Genomic DNA, 16,637 nt, shown 5'->3' on the forward strand with positions numbered 1-16,637 from the left:
ATGGCGCCCCGTTTCATTACGACTCTTGAGTCGGCGCATCCGGCGCCTTGCGCGCCTTCAGTTTCATCCCGATCCACAGCACCAGCGCCACGCAGATCACCGACGGCAGGAAGTTGGAACCGATCTGCGGGTATTCGGCGCGCACGATGGCGCTGTACATCAGCAGCCCCAGCAGGAAACAGGCCGCCGCAAGCTTCGGCATGCCGTCCGGCATAGCGCGGTTCAGGTAACGCTGATGCAGGCAGTACACCGCCAGCACCAACGCGATCAGCGGGAAGATCGAAAACGGCACCACCGAGCTGAACAGCGCGGCAAACGAACCGTTGATCGAAAGGCCGGCAATCAACGCCAGCAGTAAGGTGCCATTTTCACGGCCTGGTTTTTCCATCATTTTTTACCTTTTTTATACGTGGGACACAGAAGCTTTTTCTTGTTCGCGGCGATACCAGTAATACGCCCCTTTGGAGATCATCCGCAGCTGCAGCACCAGCCGCTCTTCCAGCTGCTGCCGCTGCTCGACGTCGATATCCAGCGCTTCCGCGCCGGCGCTGAACACGATGGTGACCATCGCTTCCGCCTGCGCTTCGGTAAAGCTGCGCGGCATGTGGTTTTCCAACTCGAGGTAGTCCGCCAGTTCGGCGATGAAATGCTGGATCTCGCGCGCCACCGCCGCACGGAATGCCGCCGACGTGCCGGAGCGCTCGCGCAGCAGCAGGCGGAAGGCGTTCGGGTTGTTGCCGATAAATTCCATAAAGGTGGACACCGAGGTGCGGATCACGCTGCCGCCCTTGGCGATGCGTTGGCGCGCCTGGCGCATCAACTGACGCAGCATCAGGCCACTTTCGTCCACCATGGTCAGCCCCAGCTCATCCACATCGCGGAAATGGCGGTAAAACGACGTGGGCGCGATGCCCGCCTCGCGTGAAACTTCCCGCAGGCTCAGGCTGGCGAAGCTGCGTTCGGCGCTCAGCTGGCTGAATGCGGCTTCGATCAGGGAACGACGAGTCCGTTCTTTTTGTTGTGCTCTGACGCCCATATGCATATCCGGATAGGTTCCATTCTCTCAGTCTAACGCCCTAGACTCGGCAATATAGCAAATTTTATTGCAACAGCATTTATACTAACGCGCTCTATCACACTTCCGCCCTGAGCCGATTGTGCTTTGCCTCAAAAAGCCTAATGGTGATTGGGTGAGCAGCGCTATGATGTTAAGATACCGTTGTAATCTTGTATAAAAAAACAGGTCTCTCCTACATGCAACAGCACTATCAATTTGATGCCATTGTGATTGGCTCGGGCCCTGGTGGTGAAGGTGCCGCCATGGGGCTGGTGAAACAGGGCGCCCGCGTGGCCGTTATCGAACGGTACAACAACGTAGGCGGCGGATGTACCCACTGGGGCACCATCCCTTCCAAAGCCCTCCGCCACGCCGTCAGCCGCATTATCGAATTCAACCAGAACCCGCTTTACAACAACTCGCGCACGCTCAGCGCGACCTTCCCTGACATTTTACGCCACGCCGATAACGTCATCAGCCAGCAAACCCGCATGCGCCAAGGGTTCTATGAGCGGAACCAGTGCAAACTGTTCGCCGGCGACGCGCGCTTCATCGACGCCAACACCGTCAGCGTCAGCTACATGGACGGCACCCAGGACACCATCCGCGCCGACCACATCGTGATCGCCTGCGGCTCGCGCCCTTATCACCCGGCCAGCGTCGATTTCAATCACCCGCGCATCTACGACAGTGATTCCATTCTCGAGCTGAGCCATGAACCACGCCACGTGATCATTTACGGCGCCGGGGTGATCGGCTGCGAATACGCGTCTATCTTCCGCGGTCTGAACGTCAAGGTCGATCTGATCAACACCCGCGATCGCCTGCTGGCATTCCTCGATCAGGAGATGTCGGATTCGCTCTCTTACCACTTCTGGAACAACGGCGTGGTGATCCGCCACAACGAGGAGTTCGAGAAGATTGAAGGCACCGAAGACGGCGTGATCGTGCACCTGAAGTCCGGCAAGAAGGTGAAAGCGGACTGCCTGCTGTACGCCAACGGCCGTACCGGCAACACAGATTCGCTGGGGTTGGAAAACGTCGGCCTGGAATCGGACAGCCGCGGGCTGCTGAAGGTGAACAGCATGTACCAAACCGCGCTGTCGCACATCTATGCGGTCGGTGACGTGATCGGCTATCCGAGCCTGGCTTCCGCCGCCTACGATCAGGGCCGCATCGCCGCGCAGGCGATCGCTTCCGGCGAGGCCAGCGGCCACCTAATCGAAGATATCCCGACCGGCATCTACACCATTCCGGAAATCAGCTCCGTCGGCAAAACCGAGCAGGAACTGACGGCGATGAAGGTGCCGTATGAAGTGGGCCGCGCCCAGTTCAAGCATCTGGCGCGCGCGCAGATCGCCGGGATGAACGTAGGCAGCCTGAAGATCCTGTTCCATCGCGACACCCTGCAGATCCTCGGGATCCACTGCTTCGGCGAGCGTGCGGCGGAGATCATCCACATCGGTCAGGCGATCATGGAACAGAAAGGTGAAGGCAATACTATCGAGTATTTCGTTAATACGACCTTCAACTATCCGACCATGGCCGAAGCCTACCGGGTGGCGGCGCTTAACGGCTTAAACCGCCTGTTTTAACGCGTTGTCGATGTAGCCCTGCATGTGCTCGCGGATCGCTTCGGCCAACTGCTCATAACGGCTGCGCAGTGGGGAACCGGGGCGATACACCAACGCGATGGTGCGCTTCGGTTCCGGCTTGTAGCAATCCAGATAGCAGACGCCGTCGCGTTCGCGCTGCGGCGGCACCGCCAGTGACGGCAGCAGGGTAATGCCGCTGCCGGCCGCGACCATATTGCGCAGCGTTTCCAGACTGGTGGCGCGGAAGTGGGTATCTTCGTCCGCGCCCGCCTGGAAGCAGAAGCCCATCGCCTGATCGCGCAGGCAGTGGCCATCCTCCAGCATCAGTAGCTTCTCTCCCGCCAAATCCGGCATCGCCACGCGCTCGCGCTGCGCCCACGGGTGATCGGAATACACCGCCAGCTTCATCGGTTCATCGAACAGAGGCACTTCGATAAACGCCTCGGTTTCCTTCACCAATGCCAGAATGGCGCAGTCCAATTTGCCGCTGTCGAGTTGCGCCAGCAGTTGCTGGGTTTGCGCTTCGTGCAGGTACATTTCCAGTTTCGGGAAAGTTTTGTGCAGCGTCGGGATGATCTGCGGCAGCAGATAAGGCCCCACGGTCGGGATCAGGCCGATGTGCAGCGGCCCGGACATGGCTTCGCCCTGCTGGCTGGCCATCTCCTTCAATACTTTCACTTCGCGCAGCACGGTACGTGCCTGCTCCACCAGCAGCAGACCCGCCTGGGTGAACAGCACCTTGCGGCTGGTGCGCTCGAGCAGCATGACGCCCAACTCGTCTTCCAGCTTGCGGATCTGCCCGCTCAGCGTGGGTTGGCTTACATGGCATGAATCGGCCGCGCGGCGGAAGTGCCGGTGCTCGGCCAAGGCGACCAGATACTCTAAATCACGAATATTCATTGTTTCCCTCCATTCCATGATAGCTCATGGCGATAGATAAGATAGCAATGAGCGATTAGATCTATCAACCCCCAGCGACAATAATGTGTCCCAACGAAGCGATATCGCGCTAAATGCTAAAAATTAATTTTGCTAATTAAGGGGTTAATCAATGTTTACCAGTCAAGAAGGCAAGAAAGTTCCTCAGGTTACTTTCCACACCCGTCAGGGCGACCAATGGATTGATGTGACCACTGATGACCTGTTCAAAAACAAAACCGTTATCGTGTTCTCGCTGCCGGGCGCATTTACGCCAACCTGTTCTTCGAGCCATCTGCCGCGCTACAACGAACTGTCCAGCGTATTCAAGCAGCACGGCGTCGACGGCATTCTGTGCGTCTCGGTGAACGATACCTTCGTGATGAACGCCTGGAAAGCCGATCAGCATGCGGAAAACATCACCTTCGTGCCGGACGGCAACGGTGAATTCACCAAAGGCATGAACATGCTGGTCGAGAAAGCGGATCTGGGCTTTGGCCCGCGTTCATGGCGCTACTCGATGCTGGTGCGCGACGGCGTGGTCGAGAAAATGTTCGTCGAACCGAACAAGCCGGGCGACCCGTTTGAAGTGTCCGACGCCGACACCATGCTGAAATACCTGGCGCCGGAATTCAAAGTGCAGGAGTCGGTCTCCCTGTTCACCAAGCCGGGCTGCCCATTCTGCGCCAAAGCCAAGCAAATGTTGCAAGAGCGCGGCATTCAGTATGAAGAGATCGTGCTGGGCAAAGACGCCACCACCGTTAGCCTGCGCGCCGTCAGCGGCCGCGCCACGGTGCCGCAAGTGTTCATCGGCGGCCGTCACATCGGCGGCAGCGACGATCTGGAAACTTTCCTGTCAGCTTAATAAGTAATAACAAAGCCAACGTGAACTTTGGCGGGCTACGGCCCGCCCTTTTTTTACCTTTCAGGAGCGGATATGAAACTGTTGAACGTTGATGTCGCGGTCATCGGCGGCGGCACCGCAGGGCTCGGCGCCTATCGCGCGGCCAAACGGTCTACCCCCAGCGTGGTGATGATCGAAGGCGGGCCTTACGGCACCACCTGTGCGCGCGTTGGCTGTATGCCATCCAAGTTGCTGATCGCCGCTGCCGAAGCGGTGCATCAAATCGAACGCGCGCCGGGCTTTGGCGTGCACCCAACCGGTAAAACCCGCATCGACGGACGTGAAGTGATGGCGCGCGTCAAGCGCGAACGCGATCGCTTCGTCGGCTTCGTGCTGGAAGGCGTGGACGAGATCCCGGCCGGCGACAAAATTCAGGGCTATGCCCGCTTTATCGACGACAACACGCTGCAGGTCGATGACCATACGCGCATCGTGGCGCAGCGCATTGTGATCGCCACCGGCTCCCGCCCCAGCTGGCCGGCGCCGTGGAGCGAACTGGGCGATCGTCTGATCGTCAACGACGACCTGTTCAACTGGGATGATTTGCCGCAGTCCGTAGCGGTATTCGGCCCCGGCGTCATCGGGCTCGAGCTGGGGCAAGCGCTGCACCGCCTCGGCGTCGACACCAAGGTCTTCGGGATCGGCGGCGCGGTCGGGCCGCTCACCGACAGCGCCGTGCGCGACTACGCCGCCAAAGCACTGGGGGAAGAGTTCTATCTCGACGCCGACGTGAAGGTAGAGATGATGCAGCGCGAAGGCGACAAGGTGTTTATCCGCTATCGGGACCTGCAGGGCCAACCGCAGGAGATCCTGGTGGACTACGTGCTGGCCGCCACCGGCCGCCGCCCCAACGTCGATCGGCTGGGCCTCGAAAACACCGGCTTACAGCTTGACGCCCGAGGCGTACCGCTGGCCGACCGCCTGACGATGCAAACCAGCGTGCCGCATATTTTCATCGCCGGCGACGCCAGCAACCAGCTGCCGCTGCTGCATGAGGCCAGCGATCAGGCGCGCATCGCCGGCGCCAACGCCGGCAGTTTCCCGGAGATCAATCCGGGCCTGCGCCGCAGCGCGATTTCAGTGGTGTTCTCCGATCCGCAGATCGCCATGGTCGGCTCGACCTTCCGCGAGCTGAGCGAGAAGTTCAGCGCCTGCGGCTGCTTTGAAGTGGGCAAGGTCTCGTTTGAGAATCAGGGCCGCTCGCGGGTGATGCTGCGCAACAAAGGCATTCTGCACGTCTACGGCGAGCAAGGCACCGGCCGTTTCCTCGGCGCGGAAATGATCGGCCCGGACGCCGAGCACATCGCGCACCTGTTGGCCTGGGCGCATCAGCAACAGATGACCGTCGATCAGATGCTGGACATGCCGTTCTATCACCCGGTGATCGAGGAAGGCTTGCGCACCGCGCTGCGTGACCTGCAGGCGAAACTCAAACTCGGCACGGCCGAAATCGAGCGCTGCCAGCGCTGCCCGGGCGAATAACCTCTCATTCTCCGCTCATCCCCACCGGGCCTTCAGGCCCGGTTTTTTTGCGCAGCACTTTCCACATTTTCCTCCCTCCTCTTGCCTCACGGCCCTTCTGCGTTCATTTTTTATACCTCAACATTGAAATGATACCAATAATGATACTAAAATGGAGGCAGCATGAACGAGATCAGGGATGACATCGCTGATTTGCAACAGCGGCAGAACAGCATCAAATTCGCTGAGTTAGCGAAAATCTGCGTGCGATGGTTTGGGCCGCCGCGCATAAACAGTAGCAGCCATCACGTTTATCGCATGCCCTGGTCAGGCGATCCGCGCATCAATATCCAACGCGGCAACAACGGCGCAGCCAAGGCATATCAGGTTAAGCAGGTCATCGCCGCACTGGCCAGAATGGAGGAAGAACATGGAAAAGCATGAACACTATACCTATCGCATCACCTGGTCAGCGGATGATCGTGAATATGTCGGGCTGTGCGCCGAATTCCCCTCGTTGTCCTGGCTGGCCGCCACGCGTAGCGGCGCGCTGGAGGGTATCGAAAAAGTGGTGAGCGAAACGATCGCCGATATGTTGGCGCAAGGCGAAACGCCGCCGCAGGCGCTGGCGGAAAAGAACTTCAGCGGAAAACTGGTGCTGCGCATGACGCCGGAACAGCATCGCCGGCTGGCGATCGGCGCGATGGAGGAAGGCGTGAGCCTGAACCGTTATCTGTGCGCACGCCTGGCGGGGTAGAGGTTCAAGGGCGGCACCGGGCCGCCCTTGTCGTCGTCAAGCCAAACGCTGTTTCGCTGCGGCGATTGCCGCGGTCACCTGCTGCGGCGCGACGCCGCCTTTGGCCGCACGTTTGTCCAGGCAGGATTGCAAGGCCAGGATCGGGTAAACGTCATCGCCGATCGTCGCGCTGAACTGCTGCAAGTCCGCCAGCGGCAGCGCTTCCAGCGGTTTGCCCTGGCGAATCGCTTCTACCACCGCCTCGCCGACGATATGGTGCGCCTCGCGGAACGGCACGCCCTTGGCGACCAGGTAATCCGCCAGTTCGGTGGCGTTGGCATAGCCCTGCTCCGCCGCTTCCTGGCAGCGCGGGCGCTTCACCTGAATGCCGTCCAGCACCAGCGCCGCCATCTGCAGGCAGTCCATCCAGGTGTCGAGCGCGTCGAACAGCCCTTCTTTATCTTCCTGCATGTCTTTGTTGTACGCCAGCGGCAGGCCTTTCAGCGTCATCATCATGCCGGTCAGCGCGCCCTGCACGCGGCCGCACTTGCCGCGGATCAGCTCCAGCGCGTCCGGGTTTTTCTTCTGCGGCATCAGCGAAGAACCGGAGGTCACGCGGTCGGACAGCTCGACAAACGCCGCTTCACCGCTGTTGAAGAAGATCAGGTCTTCGGCGAAGCGCGACAGGTGCACCATGCTGATGGCGGCGTTGGACAGCAGCTCCAGCACGTGATCGCGATCGGATACGCTGTCCAGGCTGTTGCGGGTCGCCGAGGCGAAGCCCAGCCAGCCGGCCAGCTGCTCGCGATCGATAGGATAAGCGGTGCCGGCCAGCGCGCCGCTGCCCAGCGGGCTGACGTCCAGCCGTTTCAGGGTATCCTGCAGGCGGCTCTCATCGCGCGCCAGCATCTCGACATAGGCCAGGCACCAGTGCGCGAAAGTCACCGGCTGAGCGCGTTGCAGGTGGGTATACCCCGGCATCACCGCATCTTGGTTGGCTTCGGCGGTTTCCACCAGCGCCTGCTGCAGCTGGACGATCGCCTGATACAGGTCGCCGATCTGCTGTTTGCACCACAGCTTCAGATCGGTCGCGACCTGATCGTTGCGGCTGCGGCCGGTGTGCAGCTTCTTGCCCAAATCGCCGACCTTCTCGATCAGTTTCTGCTCCACCCAGCTGTGGATGTCTTCGGCATCGCTTTGGACGATCGCCAAAGGATCGGCCTGAACTTCCGTCAGTAGCGCATTCAGCGCCTGCTCCAGCTGCTGTTGCTCCGTTGCCGTCAACACGTTAACGGTCACCAGCGCCTTCGACCAGGCCACCGAGCCCACGATATCCTGCTCCGCCAGGCGATAATCGAACCGCAGCGAATCATTGAGTTGCTTGAACCGCTGATCCGCCGCCTGAGTGAACCGTCCGCCCCAAAGTGCCATATCTTACTCCTGAATTTTTATGCGAAAGGGCGCAGCATGCTGCGCCCTTGCAGAGTCACGCCAATCGATTATTTATTCTTTTTCTCGTTCAACGCGCGGATGCGTGAAGACAGAGAGAACAGGCGGATAAAGCCGCCCGCGTGGCTGTGATCGTAAACTTCGTCTTCTCCGAAGGTGGCGAACTCTTCGGAGTACAGGCTGTTGGCGGATTTTTTCTGGATCGCCGTCACCTGGCCTTTGTACAGCTGCAGCACCACTTCACCGTTTACCTCTTCAGCCAATGCTTCGGCAGAGGCCTGCAGCGAGCGGCGCAGCGGCGCGAACCAGCGGCCGTCGTACACCACATAGGACATCTCCAGGCCCAGCTGCTCGCGCCATTTGAAGCTGTCTCGGTCCAGCACCAGCTGCTCGACGGCGCGCAGCGCCGCCACCATGATGGTGCCCCCCGGGGTTTCATAGCAGCCGCGGGATTTGATGCCCACCAGGCGGTTTTCCACGATGTCGATACGGCCGACGCCGTGTTTGGCGCCCAGCGCGTTCAGGGTTTCCAGGCACTGGTACGGCGACAGCGCTTTACCGTTAACCGCCACAACGCGGCCTTTCTCAACGGTCACGGTCACCTGCTCAGGCTGGTCCGGCGCTTCCTGCGGATCGACGGTCCACACCCAGCAATCTTTGTTCGGCGCATTCCACGGGCTTTCCAGCACGCCGCCTTCGGTGGAGATGTGCCAGGCGTTTTCATCGCGGCTGTAGATCTTCTCCAGCGACGCGGTGGTCGGGATGTTGCGCTCTTTCAGGTAATCCAGCAGCGCTTCACGGGAACGCAGATTCCACTCACGCCACGGCGCCACCACTTTCAGCTGCGGCGCCAGCGCGGTGTAGGTGGTCTCAAAACGCACCTGATCGTTGCCTTTGCCGGTCGCACCGTGGCACAGCGCGTCGGCGCCCACTTTCAACGCCAGCTCGACCTGCGCCTTGGCGATGATCGGCCGCGCCATCGAGGTGCCCAGCAGGTAGCTGCCCTCGTACAGGGCGCCGGTCTGCAGCACCGGATAAACGTAATCGCGGATAAATTCTTCACGCAGATCCACCACGTGACATTCAGAGGCACCGGACTGCAGGGCTTTTTGCTCCACGCCTTCCAGATCGCTGCGCTCCTGACCGATGTCCGCCACGAACGCCACCACTTCACAGCCGCCGTAGTTCTCTTTCAGCCATGGAATGATGGCCGAGGTATCCAGGCCGCCGGAGTACGCCAGAACGATTTTTTTGATGCCTTGGTTTTGCATGATCTATTCCTTTCTAATTCTAAAATTAAGCGAGGATCCGGGTGCCAATCGACACACCGTTAAACAAAGCAGGAAGCTGATCGGCATGGCGCCAGCTGGCGATATCCACCGGGCGGCCGAGGGTGCGGGCAGCGTCGAGCGCCGCATTCACCTTCACCACCATACCATCGGTGATAATGCCTTGCGCGATCAGTTGTTCCGCTTTTTGCGCCGTCATTTCCGCAATGCGTTGCCCCTTGCCGTCGAGGATGCCGCTGACGTCCGACAGCAGGATCAGATCCGCCCCCAGCGTCGCCGCCAGCGCCGTCGCCGCCTGATCGGCGTTCACGTTCATTAACTGCCCATCGGCGGTGATGCCGATGGAGCTGACAACCGGCAGGTAGCCGGCGCTCAGCAGGATATTGAGCAGCGCGGGGGAACCGGGCTGCGCGTTGCCGACGTGGCCCAATGCCGGATCGAGTGGGGTCACGACTGCGCTGCCGCCGTCCGCCAGGCTCAGGCCGACGGCGTTGATTTGGTGTTTAATCGCCCACGCCAGCAGCGTTTTGTTGGCGGTGCCGGCCAGCGCGCCGGTGATGATGTCGATCTGATCGGCCGGCGTGACCCGCAGGCCGTTCTTTTTCACCACCGGCAAAGAGAGTTGCTTCATCAGTTCGTCCACCACGCAGCCGCCGCCGTGCACGATCACCAGCGGGCGCTGATGCTGCTGCCGGTAGCTGTCCAGCGCGGTAAACAGACGCTCCAGCGCTTCTTCACTGTCTAATAACACGCCACCTAACTTGATAATTAACGGGTTCATTGCTGTTTACTCACGCTGGTTTAAAGGAGTGACTGGGTTTCCGGGAAGCCGAAACGGATATTCAGGCATTGCACCGCCTGCGCCGCCGCGCCTTTCAGCAGGTTGTCTTCCACCGCCACGGCGATCAGATGCTCGCCCTGCACCGCAAAGCCGATGTCGCAGAACGGCAGCCCCACCACCGCTTTCAGCGCCGGCACGCCCTGGTCGTACAGCCGCACCAGCGGTTTGTCGTCATAGGCGGCATGATAGGCGGCGGCCACGTCCTGCGCGGTCACGCCGGCCTTCAGGCGGCAGGTGATGGTTTCAAGGATGCCGCGCGGGAAGTTGCCCAGGTGCGGCGTAAAGATGACCGGCACGCCCAGGTGCGCGGCGATCTCCGGCTGGTGCCGGTGGGTGAAAATACCGTATGGCTGCAGGCTCACTTCGCAGAAGCTGGTGGTCATGCTGGCCTTGCGCCCGGCGCCGCTGACGCCGCTGGTGGCGTTAATCACCGGCCACTGGTCGAGGTTCAGCAGCTGTTTTTCGATCAACGGTTTCAGCGCCAGCTGCGCCGCCGTCGGGTAACAGCCCGGCACGGCAATCAGCTGCGCCTGTTTAATCTTGTCGCTCTGCCATTCCGCCAGGCCGTACACCGCCTGCTCCAGCAGGGAGCCATGCTGATGCTCGAAACCGTAGTACTGGCTATAAAAATCGGCGTCCTGCACGCGGAAGGCGCCCGACAGATCGAACACCACGCAGCCCGCCGCCAGGAAGGCCGGTGCGATATCGTGGCTGACTTCATGAGCGGTGGCGAGGAACACCACGTCGATGCCCTGCGCCGCCTTGGCGACGTCGGTCAACGGCTGCAGCGGCAGATCGACGATGCCTTTCAACTGGGGATGGAGATCGGAAAGCAACTTTCCTGCATCTGCACTTTGCGCTGAAACCGCTAAAGCGGTTATGTTCATGTGTGGGTGGCGATTCAGGTAAGCCGTGAGCTCCGCTCCGGCGTAACCGCTGGCACCAACGATCAGCGTATTCAACATGTGGCCTTTCACCTTCTAAACTGACGTGCGGTCGCTTGCGACCCAGGTAACAGGGCTAGCCAGCGTTGTTGCGCCGTTCACCCACGGAGCCTGGCGTTGATGCTTTTATAAACATCCGGGTATCGGGTTCCCTTACGCGTCGGCTTACTGTATTTTTATTCAAAATAAATGCATGAATATTGATACTATCCTAACCAAAGGCTGTCAACAGTGAAGATGAAATTACCTCCATTTATTGAGCTGTACCGGGCGTTGATCGCAACGAAGTCGATCAGCGCCACCGATGCCGGCCTCGATCAGAGCAATGAGGCGTTAATCAACTTGCTGGCCGGCTGGTTTGCCGACCTGGGCTTTCGCGTCGACGTGCAGCCGGTGCCGGAATCGCGCCACAAATTCAACCTGCTGGCCAGCATCGGCGAAGGCAGCGGTGGCCTGCTGCTGGCCGGCCATACCGATACGGTGCCTTACGACGAAGGCCGCTGGACGCGCGATCCCTTCACCCTGACCGAGCACGACAACAAGCTCTACGGCCTGGGCACCGCCGACATGAAAGGCTTCTTCGCCTTTATTCTGGATGCGGTGCGCGACATCGACGCGAGCAAATTGACCAAGCCGCTGTACATTCTGGCGACCGCAGATGAAGAAACGACGATGGCCGGCGCGCGTTATTTCGCCGCCTCCACCGCCATTCGTCCGGATTTCGCCATCATCGGCGAACCGACCTCGCTGCAGCCGGTGCGCGCACACAAGGGCCACATGGCCAACGCCATTCGCATCGTCGGCCAGTCCGGCCACTCCAGCGATCCGGCGCGCGGCGTCAACGCCATCGATCTGATGCACGAATCCATCGGCCGCCTGATAGAGCTGCGCAAAACCCTGCAGGAGCGCTACAACAATCCGGCGTTCGCCGTGCCTTATCCCACCATGAACTTCGGCCATATCAGCGGCGGCGACGCGGCCAACCGCATCTGCGCCTGCTGCGAGCTGCACCTGGATATCCGCCCGCTGCCCGGCATGACGCTCGACAACATCAACGAGCTGATGCATCAGGCATTGGAACCGGTGAGCCAACGCTGGCCGGGCCGCCTGACCATCGAAGAGCTGCACGCGTCGGTGCCGGGTTACGAATGCCCGACCGACCACCGCATGGTGGCGGTGATCGAGGAGCTGCTGGGCACCCGCACGCAGGTGGTCAACTACTGCACCGAAGCGCCGTTCGTACAGCAGGTCTGCCCGACGTTGGTGCTCGGGCCCGGTTCCATCGATCAGGCCCACCAGCCGGACGAATACATCGACACCGCGTTTATCGAACCGACGCGCAAACTGCTGGGCCAGCTGGTCAATCACTTTTGCCGGTAGTAAACCCGACATTTAACAGGGGAAACGCGCTATGCTTCCCCTAACTCAAAATAAGTAGAAAACGGCGAAATAAGCCACGCTGATAACCGATGCGGCGTAATTAAATTTCAGAAAATGCGCCGATTTTGATGTTTTTTTGCTAAAAATAGTGTCAATTGACGATTGGACAGGAACGCGATGTGATCAGGCAGGCGGTCTGCGCCTGACGCGTGAAATTTATTTACAAGATAAAAATCATACAGAACTGGGTCAGGGGTTATATGAACGAACAATATTCGGCAATGCGCAGTAATGTCAGTATGCTCGGCAAATTGCTCGGCGATACCATCAAAGAAGCGCTGGGCGAGCATATTCTCGATCGCGTTGAGACCATCCGTAAGCTTTCCAAATCTTCACGCGCCGGCAACGAAGCGCATCGCCAGGAGCTGCTCTCCACCCTGCAGAACCTGTCCAACGACGAGCTGCTGCCGGTGGCGCGCGCCTTCAGCCAGTTCCTCAACCTGACCAACGTCGCCGAGCAGTACCACAGCATTTCGCCCAACGGCGAAGCCGCCAGCAACCCGGAAGCGCTGGCGCAGCTGTTCAGCCGTCTCAAAGACAAAAAGCTCAGCGACAAAGAGCTGCAGCACGCGGTGTCGCAACTTTCCATCGAGCTGGTACTGACGGCGCACCCGACGGAGATCACCCGCCGCACCCTGATCCACAAGCTGGTGGAGGTCAACACCTGTCTCAGCCAGCTCGATCACAACGATCTGGCCGACTACGAGCGCAACAAGATCATGCGCCGCCTGCGCCAGTTGGTGGCCCAGTCGTGGCACACCGATGAAATTCGCAAACATCGCCCTTCCCCGATCGACGAAGCCAAATGGGGCTTCGCGGTGGTGGAAAACAGCCTGTGGGAAGGCGTGCCGGCGTTCCTGCGCGAGTTCAACGAGCAGTTGGAAAACTCCATCGATTACAGCCTGCCGGCGGAAGCGGTGCCGGTGCGCTTCACCTCCTGGATGGGCGGCGACCGCGACGGCAACCCGAACGTGACCGCCGAAATTACCCGCCATGTGCTGCTGCTCAGCCGCTGGAAAGCCTGCGACCTGTTCACCCGCGATATTCAGGTGCTGGTCTCCGAGCTGTCGATGACCGAATGTACCCCGGAGCTGCGCGCCCGCGCCGGCGGTGACGAGGTGCAGGAACCGTACCGCGAAATCATGAAGCAGCTGCGCAGCCAGCTGATGAGCTCCCAGGCCTATCTGGAAGGCCGCCTGAAGGGCGAACGCGTGCTGAAGCCGCACGACCTGCTGGTGAACAACGAGCAGCTGTGGGAGCCGCTGTATGCCTGCTACCAATCGCTGCAGGCCTGCGGCATGGGCATCATCGCCAACGGTCAGCTGCTGGATACCCTGCGCCGCGTGCGCTGCTTCGGCGTGCCGCTGGTGCGCATCGACGTGCGCCAGGAAAGCACCCGCCATACCGAGGCCATCGCCGAGCTGACCCGCTACCTGGGGCTGGGCGACTATGAAAGCTGGTCGGAAGCCGATAAACAGGCGTTCCTGATCCGCGAACTGAACTCCAAACGCCCGCTGGTGCCGCTGAAATGGCAACCGAGCGCCGACACGCAGGAAGTGCTGGAAACCTGCCGGGTGATCGCCGAAGCGCCGCAGGGCTCGATCGCCGCCTACGTGATTTCGATGGCGCGCACGCCTTCCGACGTGCTGGCGGTGCACCTGCTGCTGAAAGAGGCCGGTTGCCCGTTCGCGCTGCCGGTCGCTCCGCTGTTCGAAACCCTCGACGATCTGAACAACGCCGACGACGTGATGACTCAGTTGCTGAACATCGACTGGTATCGCGGCTTTATTCAGGGCAAACAGATGGTGATGATCGGCTACTCCGACTCGGCGAAAGACGCCGGTGTGATGGCCGCTTCCTGGGCGCAGTACCGCGCGCAGGACGCGCTGATCAAAACCTGTGAAAAGGCCGGCGTGGCGCTGACGCTGTTCCACGGCCGCGGCGGCTCCATCGGCCGCGGCGGCGCGCCGGCGCATGCGGCGCTGCTCTCGCAGCCGCCGGGCAGCCTGAAGGGCGGCCTGCGCGTCACCGAGCAGGGAGAGATGATCCGCTTCAAGTTCGGCCTGCCGGAAGTCACCATCAGCAGCCTGGCGTTGTATGCCGGCGCGATCCTCGAGGCCAACCTGCTGCCGCCGCCGGAACCGAAGAAAGAATGGCGGGCGCTGATGGACGATCTGTCAGACACCTCCTGCCGGATGTATCGCGGCTACGTGCGTGAAAACCCGGACTTCGTGCCTTACTTCCGCGCGGCCACGCCGGAGCTGGAGCTGGGTAAACTGCCGCTGGGCTCACGCCCGGCCAAACGCAAGCCGAACGGCGGCGTGGAAAGCCTGCGCGCCATTCCGTGGATCTTCGCCTGGACGCAGAACCGCCTGATGCTGCCGGCCTGGCTCGGCGCCGGCGCCGGATTGCAGGAAGCGGTGAAAGCCGGCAAGCAGGCGGAGCTGGAGGCGATGTGTCGCGACTGGCCGTTCTTCTCCACCCGCATCGCCATGCTGGAAATGGTGTTCGCCAAGGCCGACCTGTGGCTGGCGGAATACTACGATCAGCGCCTGGTGGATAAATCGCTGTGGCCGCTGGGCCAACAGCTGCGCGATCAGCTGGAAAGCGACATCAAGGTGGTGCTGACCATCGCCAACGATGCGCACCTGATGGAAGACCTGCCGTGGATCGCCGAATCCATCGCGCTGCGCAACGTTTATACCGACCCGCTGAACGTCTTGCAGGCCGAGCTGCTGCACCGTTCGCGCCAGCAGGAGCAGCCGGACGCCCGCGTCGAGCAGGCGCTGATGGTCACCATCGCCGGCGTCGCCGCCGGGATGCGCAACACCGGCTAGTGAGCCTCATCGCTGCCCCGTTTATCGGGGCCGTTTTTTTATGTCTTGTCTTCCCCACAAAAAAAGGGCGCCGCGGTAAGCGACGCCCTTTTTCAATGGAACAGGCCTGTCAGGCGGCTGCCACCGGGCGCACGCCCAGCGTGTGGCAGATGGCGTAGCTCATCTCGGCGCGGTTCAGCGTATAGAAGTGGAAATCTTTCACCCCTTCGCGGCTGAGGATCTTCACCATGTCCATGGCGATGTTGGCGCCGACCATTTTGCGGGTCTCCGCATCGTCGTCCAGCCCTTCGAACATGCTGGTCATCCAGCTTGGCACCCGCACGTTGGTCATGGTGGCGAAGCGCTGCAGCTGCTTGAAGTTGGACACCGGCAGAATGCCCGGCACGATTTCCACGTCGATACCGGCGGTGACGCAGCGGTCGCGGAAGCGCAGGTAGCTCTCAACGTCGAAGAAGAACTGGGTGATGGCGCGGCTGGCGCCGGCGTCGATCTTGCGCTTCAGGTTGATTAAATCGGCCTGGGCGCTCTTCGCCTCCGGGTGCACTTCCGGGTAGGCGGCGACGGAAATGTCGAAGTCGCCCACGTCTTTCAGCAGCGCCACCAGATCGGTCGCGTACATGTCCGGCTTGCCGCCGCCCGGCGGCAGATCGCCGCGCAGCGCCACGATATGGCGAATGCCGCTGTTCCAATAATCGGCCGCGATGTCGCGCAGCTGCGCCGGGCTGGCGTCGATGCAGGTCAGGTGCGGCGCCGCCTCCAGGCCGGTGCGCTCCTTGATCCCCTTGATGATGCTGTGGGTGCGATCGCGCTCGCCGGAGTTGGCGCCGTAGGTGACGGAAACGAATTTGGGTTTGAGGATGCTCAGACGATCGATCGACTGCCACAGGGTCTCTTCCATCTCGCTGGTGCGCGGCGGGAAGAACTCGAATGATACGTTAATCTGGCCGTTCAACTCCGCCAGACTCTGATTCAGCGCTTCCCGCTGGTTTGCGTGGAAAAAGCTCATACCCTGCTCACCTCTTATCGATCACTGTTTTTATTTCATTTTGATGAGCGTCTATACGTTTAGACGTCTAGATAGAAAATGCCGCATGTTGGCTAAAGAGTCAACAGGAAAATGAGGGGAATAAGATGATTAATCTTCACCCGCTCAACGAGGGAATTTC

At 60.6% G+C, this 16,637-nt stretch carries 15 protein-coding genes; 7 read left to right on the top strand and 8 right to left on the bottom strand.

Annotated elements, in window-relative coordinates:
- Nucleotides 1–16: 16 nt before the first annotated feature.
- Nucleotides 17–388, bottom strand: a complete 372-nt coding sequence (locus SSARUM2_RS23430) for a YijD family membrane protein (protein WP_033649905.1) — start codon at nucleotides 386–388, stop codon at nucleotides 17–19.
- Between the two features lie 15 nt (nucleotides 389–403).
- Nucleotides 404–1,036 (bottom strand): HTH-type transcriptional repressor FabR, encoded by a 633-nt coding sequence (gene fabR / locus SSARUM2_RS23435; RefSeq protein WP_004931044.1) that lies wholly within the window; start codon nucleotides 1,034–1,036, stop codon nucleotides 404–406.
- A 218-nt stretch (nucleotides 1,037–1,254) separates the two neighbouring features.
- Between fabR and sthA the strand changes: the two genes are divergently transcribed.
- Nucleotides 1,255–2,652, top strand: a complete 1,398-nt coding sequence (sthA, locus tag SSARUM2_RS23440; protein WP_004931047.1) for a Si-specific NAD(P)(+) transhydrogenase — start codon at nucleotides 1,255–1,257, stop codon at nucleotides 2,650–2,652.
- Here the strand turns inward: sthA and oxyR are convergent.
- Nucleotides 2,635–3,552: a DNA-binding transcriptional regulator OxyR gene (gene oxyR / locus SSARUM2_RS23445; RefSeq protein ID WP_033636422.1), complete on the bottom strand. Its 918-nt coding sequence runs from the start codon at nucleotides 3,550–3,552 to the stop codon at nucleotides 2,635–2,637. The genes sthA and oxyR overlap by 18 nt on opposite strands.
- Nucleotides 3,553–3,703: 151 nt before the next feature.
- Here oxyR and SSARUM2_RS23450 point away from each other — a divergent pair, with 151 nt between their 5' ends.
- From SSARUM2_RS23450 to SSARUM2_RS23465, 4 genes are all read left to right on the top strand, one after another.
- Nucleotides 3,704–4,435 carry a glutathione peroxidase gene (locus tag SSARUM2_RS23450; RefSeq protein ID WP_019452251.1) on the top strand — a complete coding sequence of 244 codons (732 nt, stop codon included), beginning with the start codon at nucleotides 3,704–3,706 and terminating at the stop codon, nucleotides 4,433–4,435.
- A gap of 72 nt (nucleotides 4,436–4,507) precedes the next feature.
- Nucleotides 4,508–5,956 (top strand): dihydrolipoyl dehydrogenase, encoded by a 1,449-nt coding sequence (locus SSARUM2_RS23455; RefSeq protein WP_060439607.1) that lies wholly within the window; start codon nucleotides 4,508–4,510, stop codon nucleotides 5,954–5,956.
- 162 nt (nucleotides 5,957–6,118) lie between these two features.
- Nucleotides 6,119–6,379, top strand: coding sequence for a toxin HicA (locus SSARUM2_RS23460; protein ID WP_060424822.1), 261 nt, complete (start codon nucleotides 6,119–6,121; stop codon nucleotides 6,377–6,379).
- Nucleotides 6,366–6,692 (top strand): toxin-antitoxin system HicB family antitoxin, encoded by a 327-nt coding sequence (locus SSARUM2_RS23465; protein WP_033654540.1) that lies wholly within the window; start codon nucleotides 6,366–6,368, stop codon nucleotides 6,690–6,692. The genes SSARUM2_RS23460 and SSARUM2_RS23465 overlap by 14 nt, the downstream gene beginning before the upstream one ends.
- Before the next feature lie 36 nt (nucleotides 6,693–6,728).
- Here SSARUM2_RS23465 and argH read toward each other — a convergent pair whose 3' ends face one another.
- The 4 genes from argH to argC form a co-directional block, all read right to left on the bottom strand.
- A complete protein-coding gene (gene argH / locus SSARUM2_RS23470) occupies nucleotides 6,729–8,102 on the bottom strand; it encodes an argininosuccinate lyase (protein WP_060439605.1) in 1,374 nt (457 codons plus the stop codon).
- Nucleotides 8,103–8,170: 68 nt separating this feature from the next.
- On the bottom strand, nucleotides 8,171–9,391 hold the full coding sequence (locus SSARUM2_RS23475) for an argininosuccinate synthase (protein ID WP_033649897.1): 1,221 nt from the start codon (nucleotides 9,389–9,391) through the stop codon (nucleotides 8,171–8,173).
- Between the two features lie 25 nt (nucleotides 9,392–9,416).
- The gene (argB, locus tag SSARUM2_RS23480; RefSeq protein ID WP_060423749.1) at nucleotides 9,417–10,190 is read right to left on the bottom strand and encodes an acetylglutamate kinase; all 774 of its coding nucleotides are present in this window, start codon (nucleotides 10,188–10,190) and stop codon (nucleotides 9,417–9,419) included.
- Between the two features lie 20 nt (nucleotides 10,191–10,210).
- Nucleotides 10,211–11,215: an N-acetyl-gamma-glutamyl-phosphate reductase gene (gene argC / locus SSARUM2_RS23485; protein WP_060453254.1), complete on the bottom strand. Its 1,005-nt coding sequence runs from the start codon at nucleotides 11,213–11,215 to the stop codon at nucleotides 10,211–10,213.
- Between the two features lie 216 nt (nucleotides 11,216–11,431).
- Here argC and argE point away from each other — a divergent pair, with 216 nt between their 5' ends.
- Entirely contained in the window at nucleotides 11,432–12,574 is a 1,143-nt protein-coding gene (gene argE / locus SSARUM2_RS23490) for an acetylornithine deacetylase (protein ID WP_060431543.1), read from the top strand.
- A 260-nt stretch (nucleotides 12,575–12,834) separates the two neighbouring features.
- Nucleotides 12,835–15,471 (top strand): phosphoenolpyruvate carboxylase, encoded by a 2,637-nt coding sequence (gene ppc / locus SSARUM2_RS23495; protein ID WP_033638623.1) that lies wholly within the window; start codon nucleotides 12,835–12,837, stop codon nucleotides 15,469–15,471.
- A 109-nt stretch (nucleotides 15,472–15,580) separates the two neighbouring features.
- Here the strand turns inward: ppc and metF are convergent, their stop codons facing one another.
- Nucleotides 15,581–16,477 (bottom strand): methylenetetrahydrofolate reductase, encoded by an 897-nt coding sequence (gene metF, locus SSARUM2_RS23500; protein WP_033649895.1) that lies wholly within the window; start codon nucleotides 16,475–16,477, stop codon nucleotides 15,581–15,583.
- Between the last annotated feature and the right edge of the window lie 160 nt (nucleotides 16,478–16,637).

The sequence above is a fragment of the Serratia sp. K-E0102 genome, from assembly GCF_029962625.1.
Lineage (GTDB): Bacteria > Pseudomonadota > Gammaproteobacteria > Enterobacterales > Enterobacteriaceae > Serratia > Serratia sarumanii.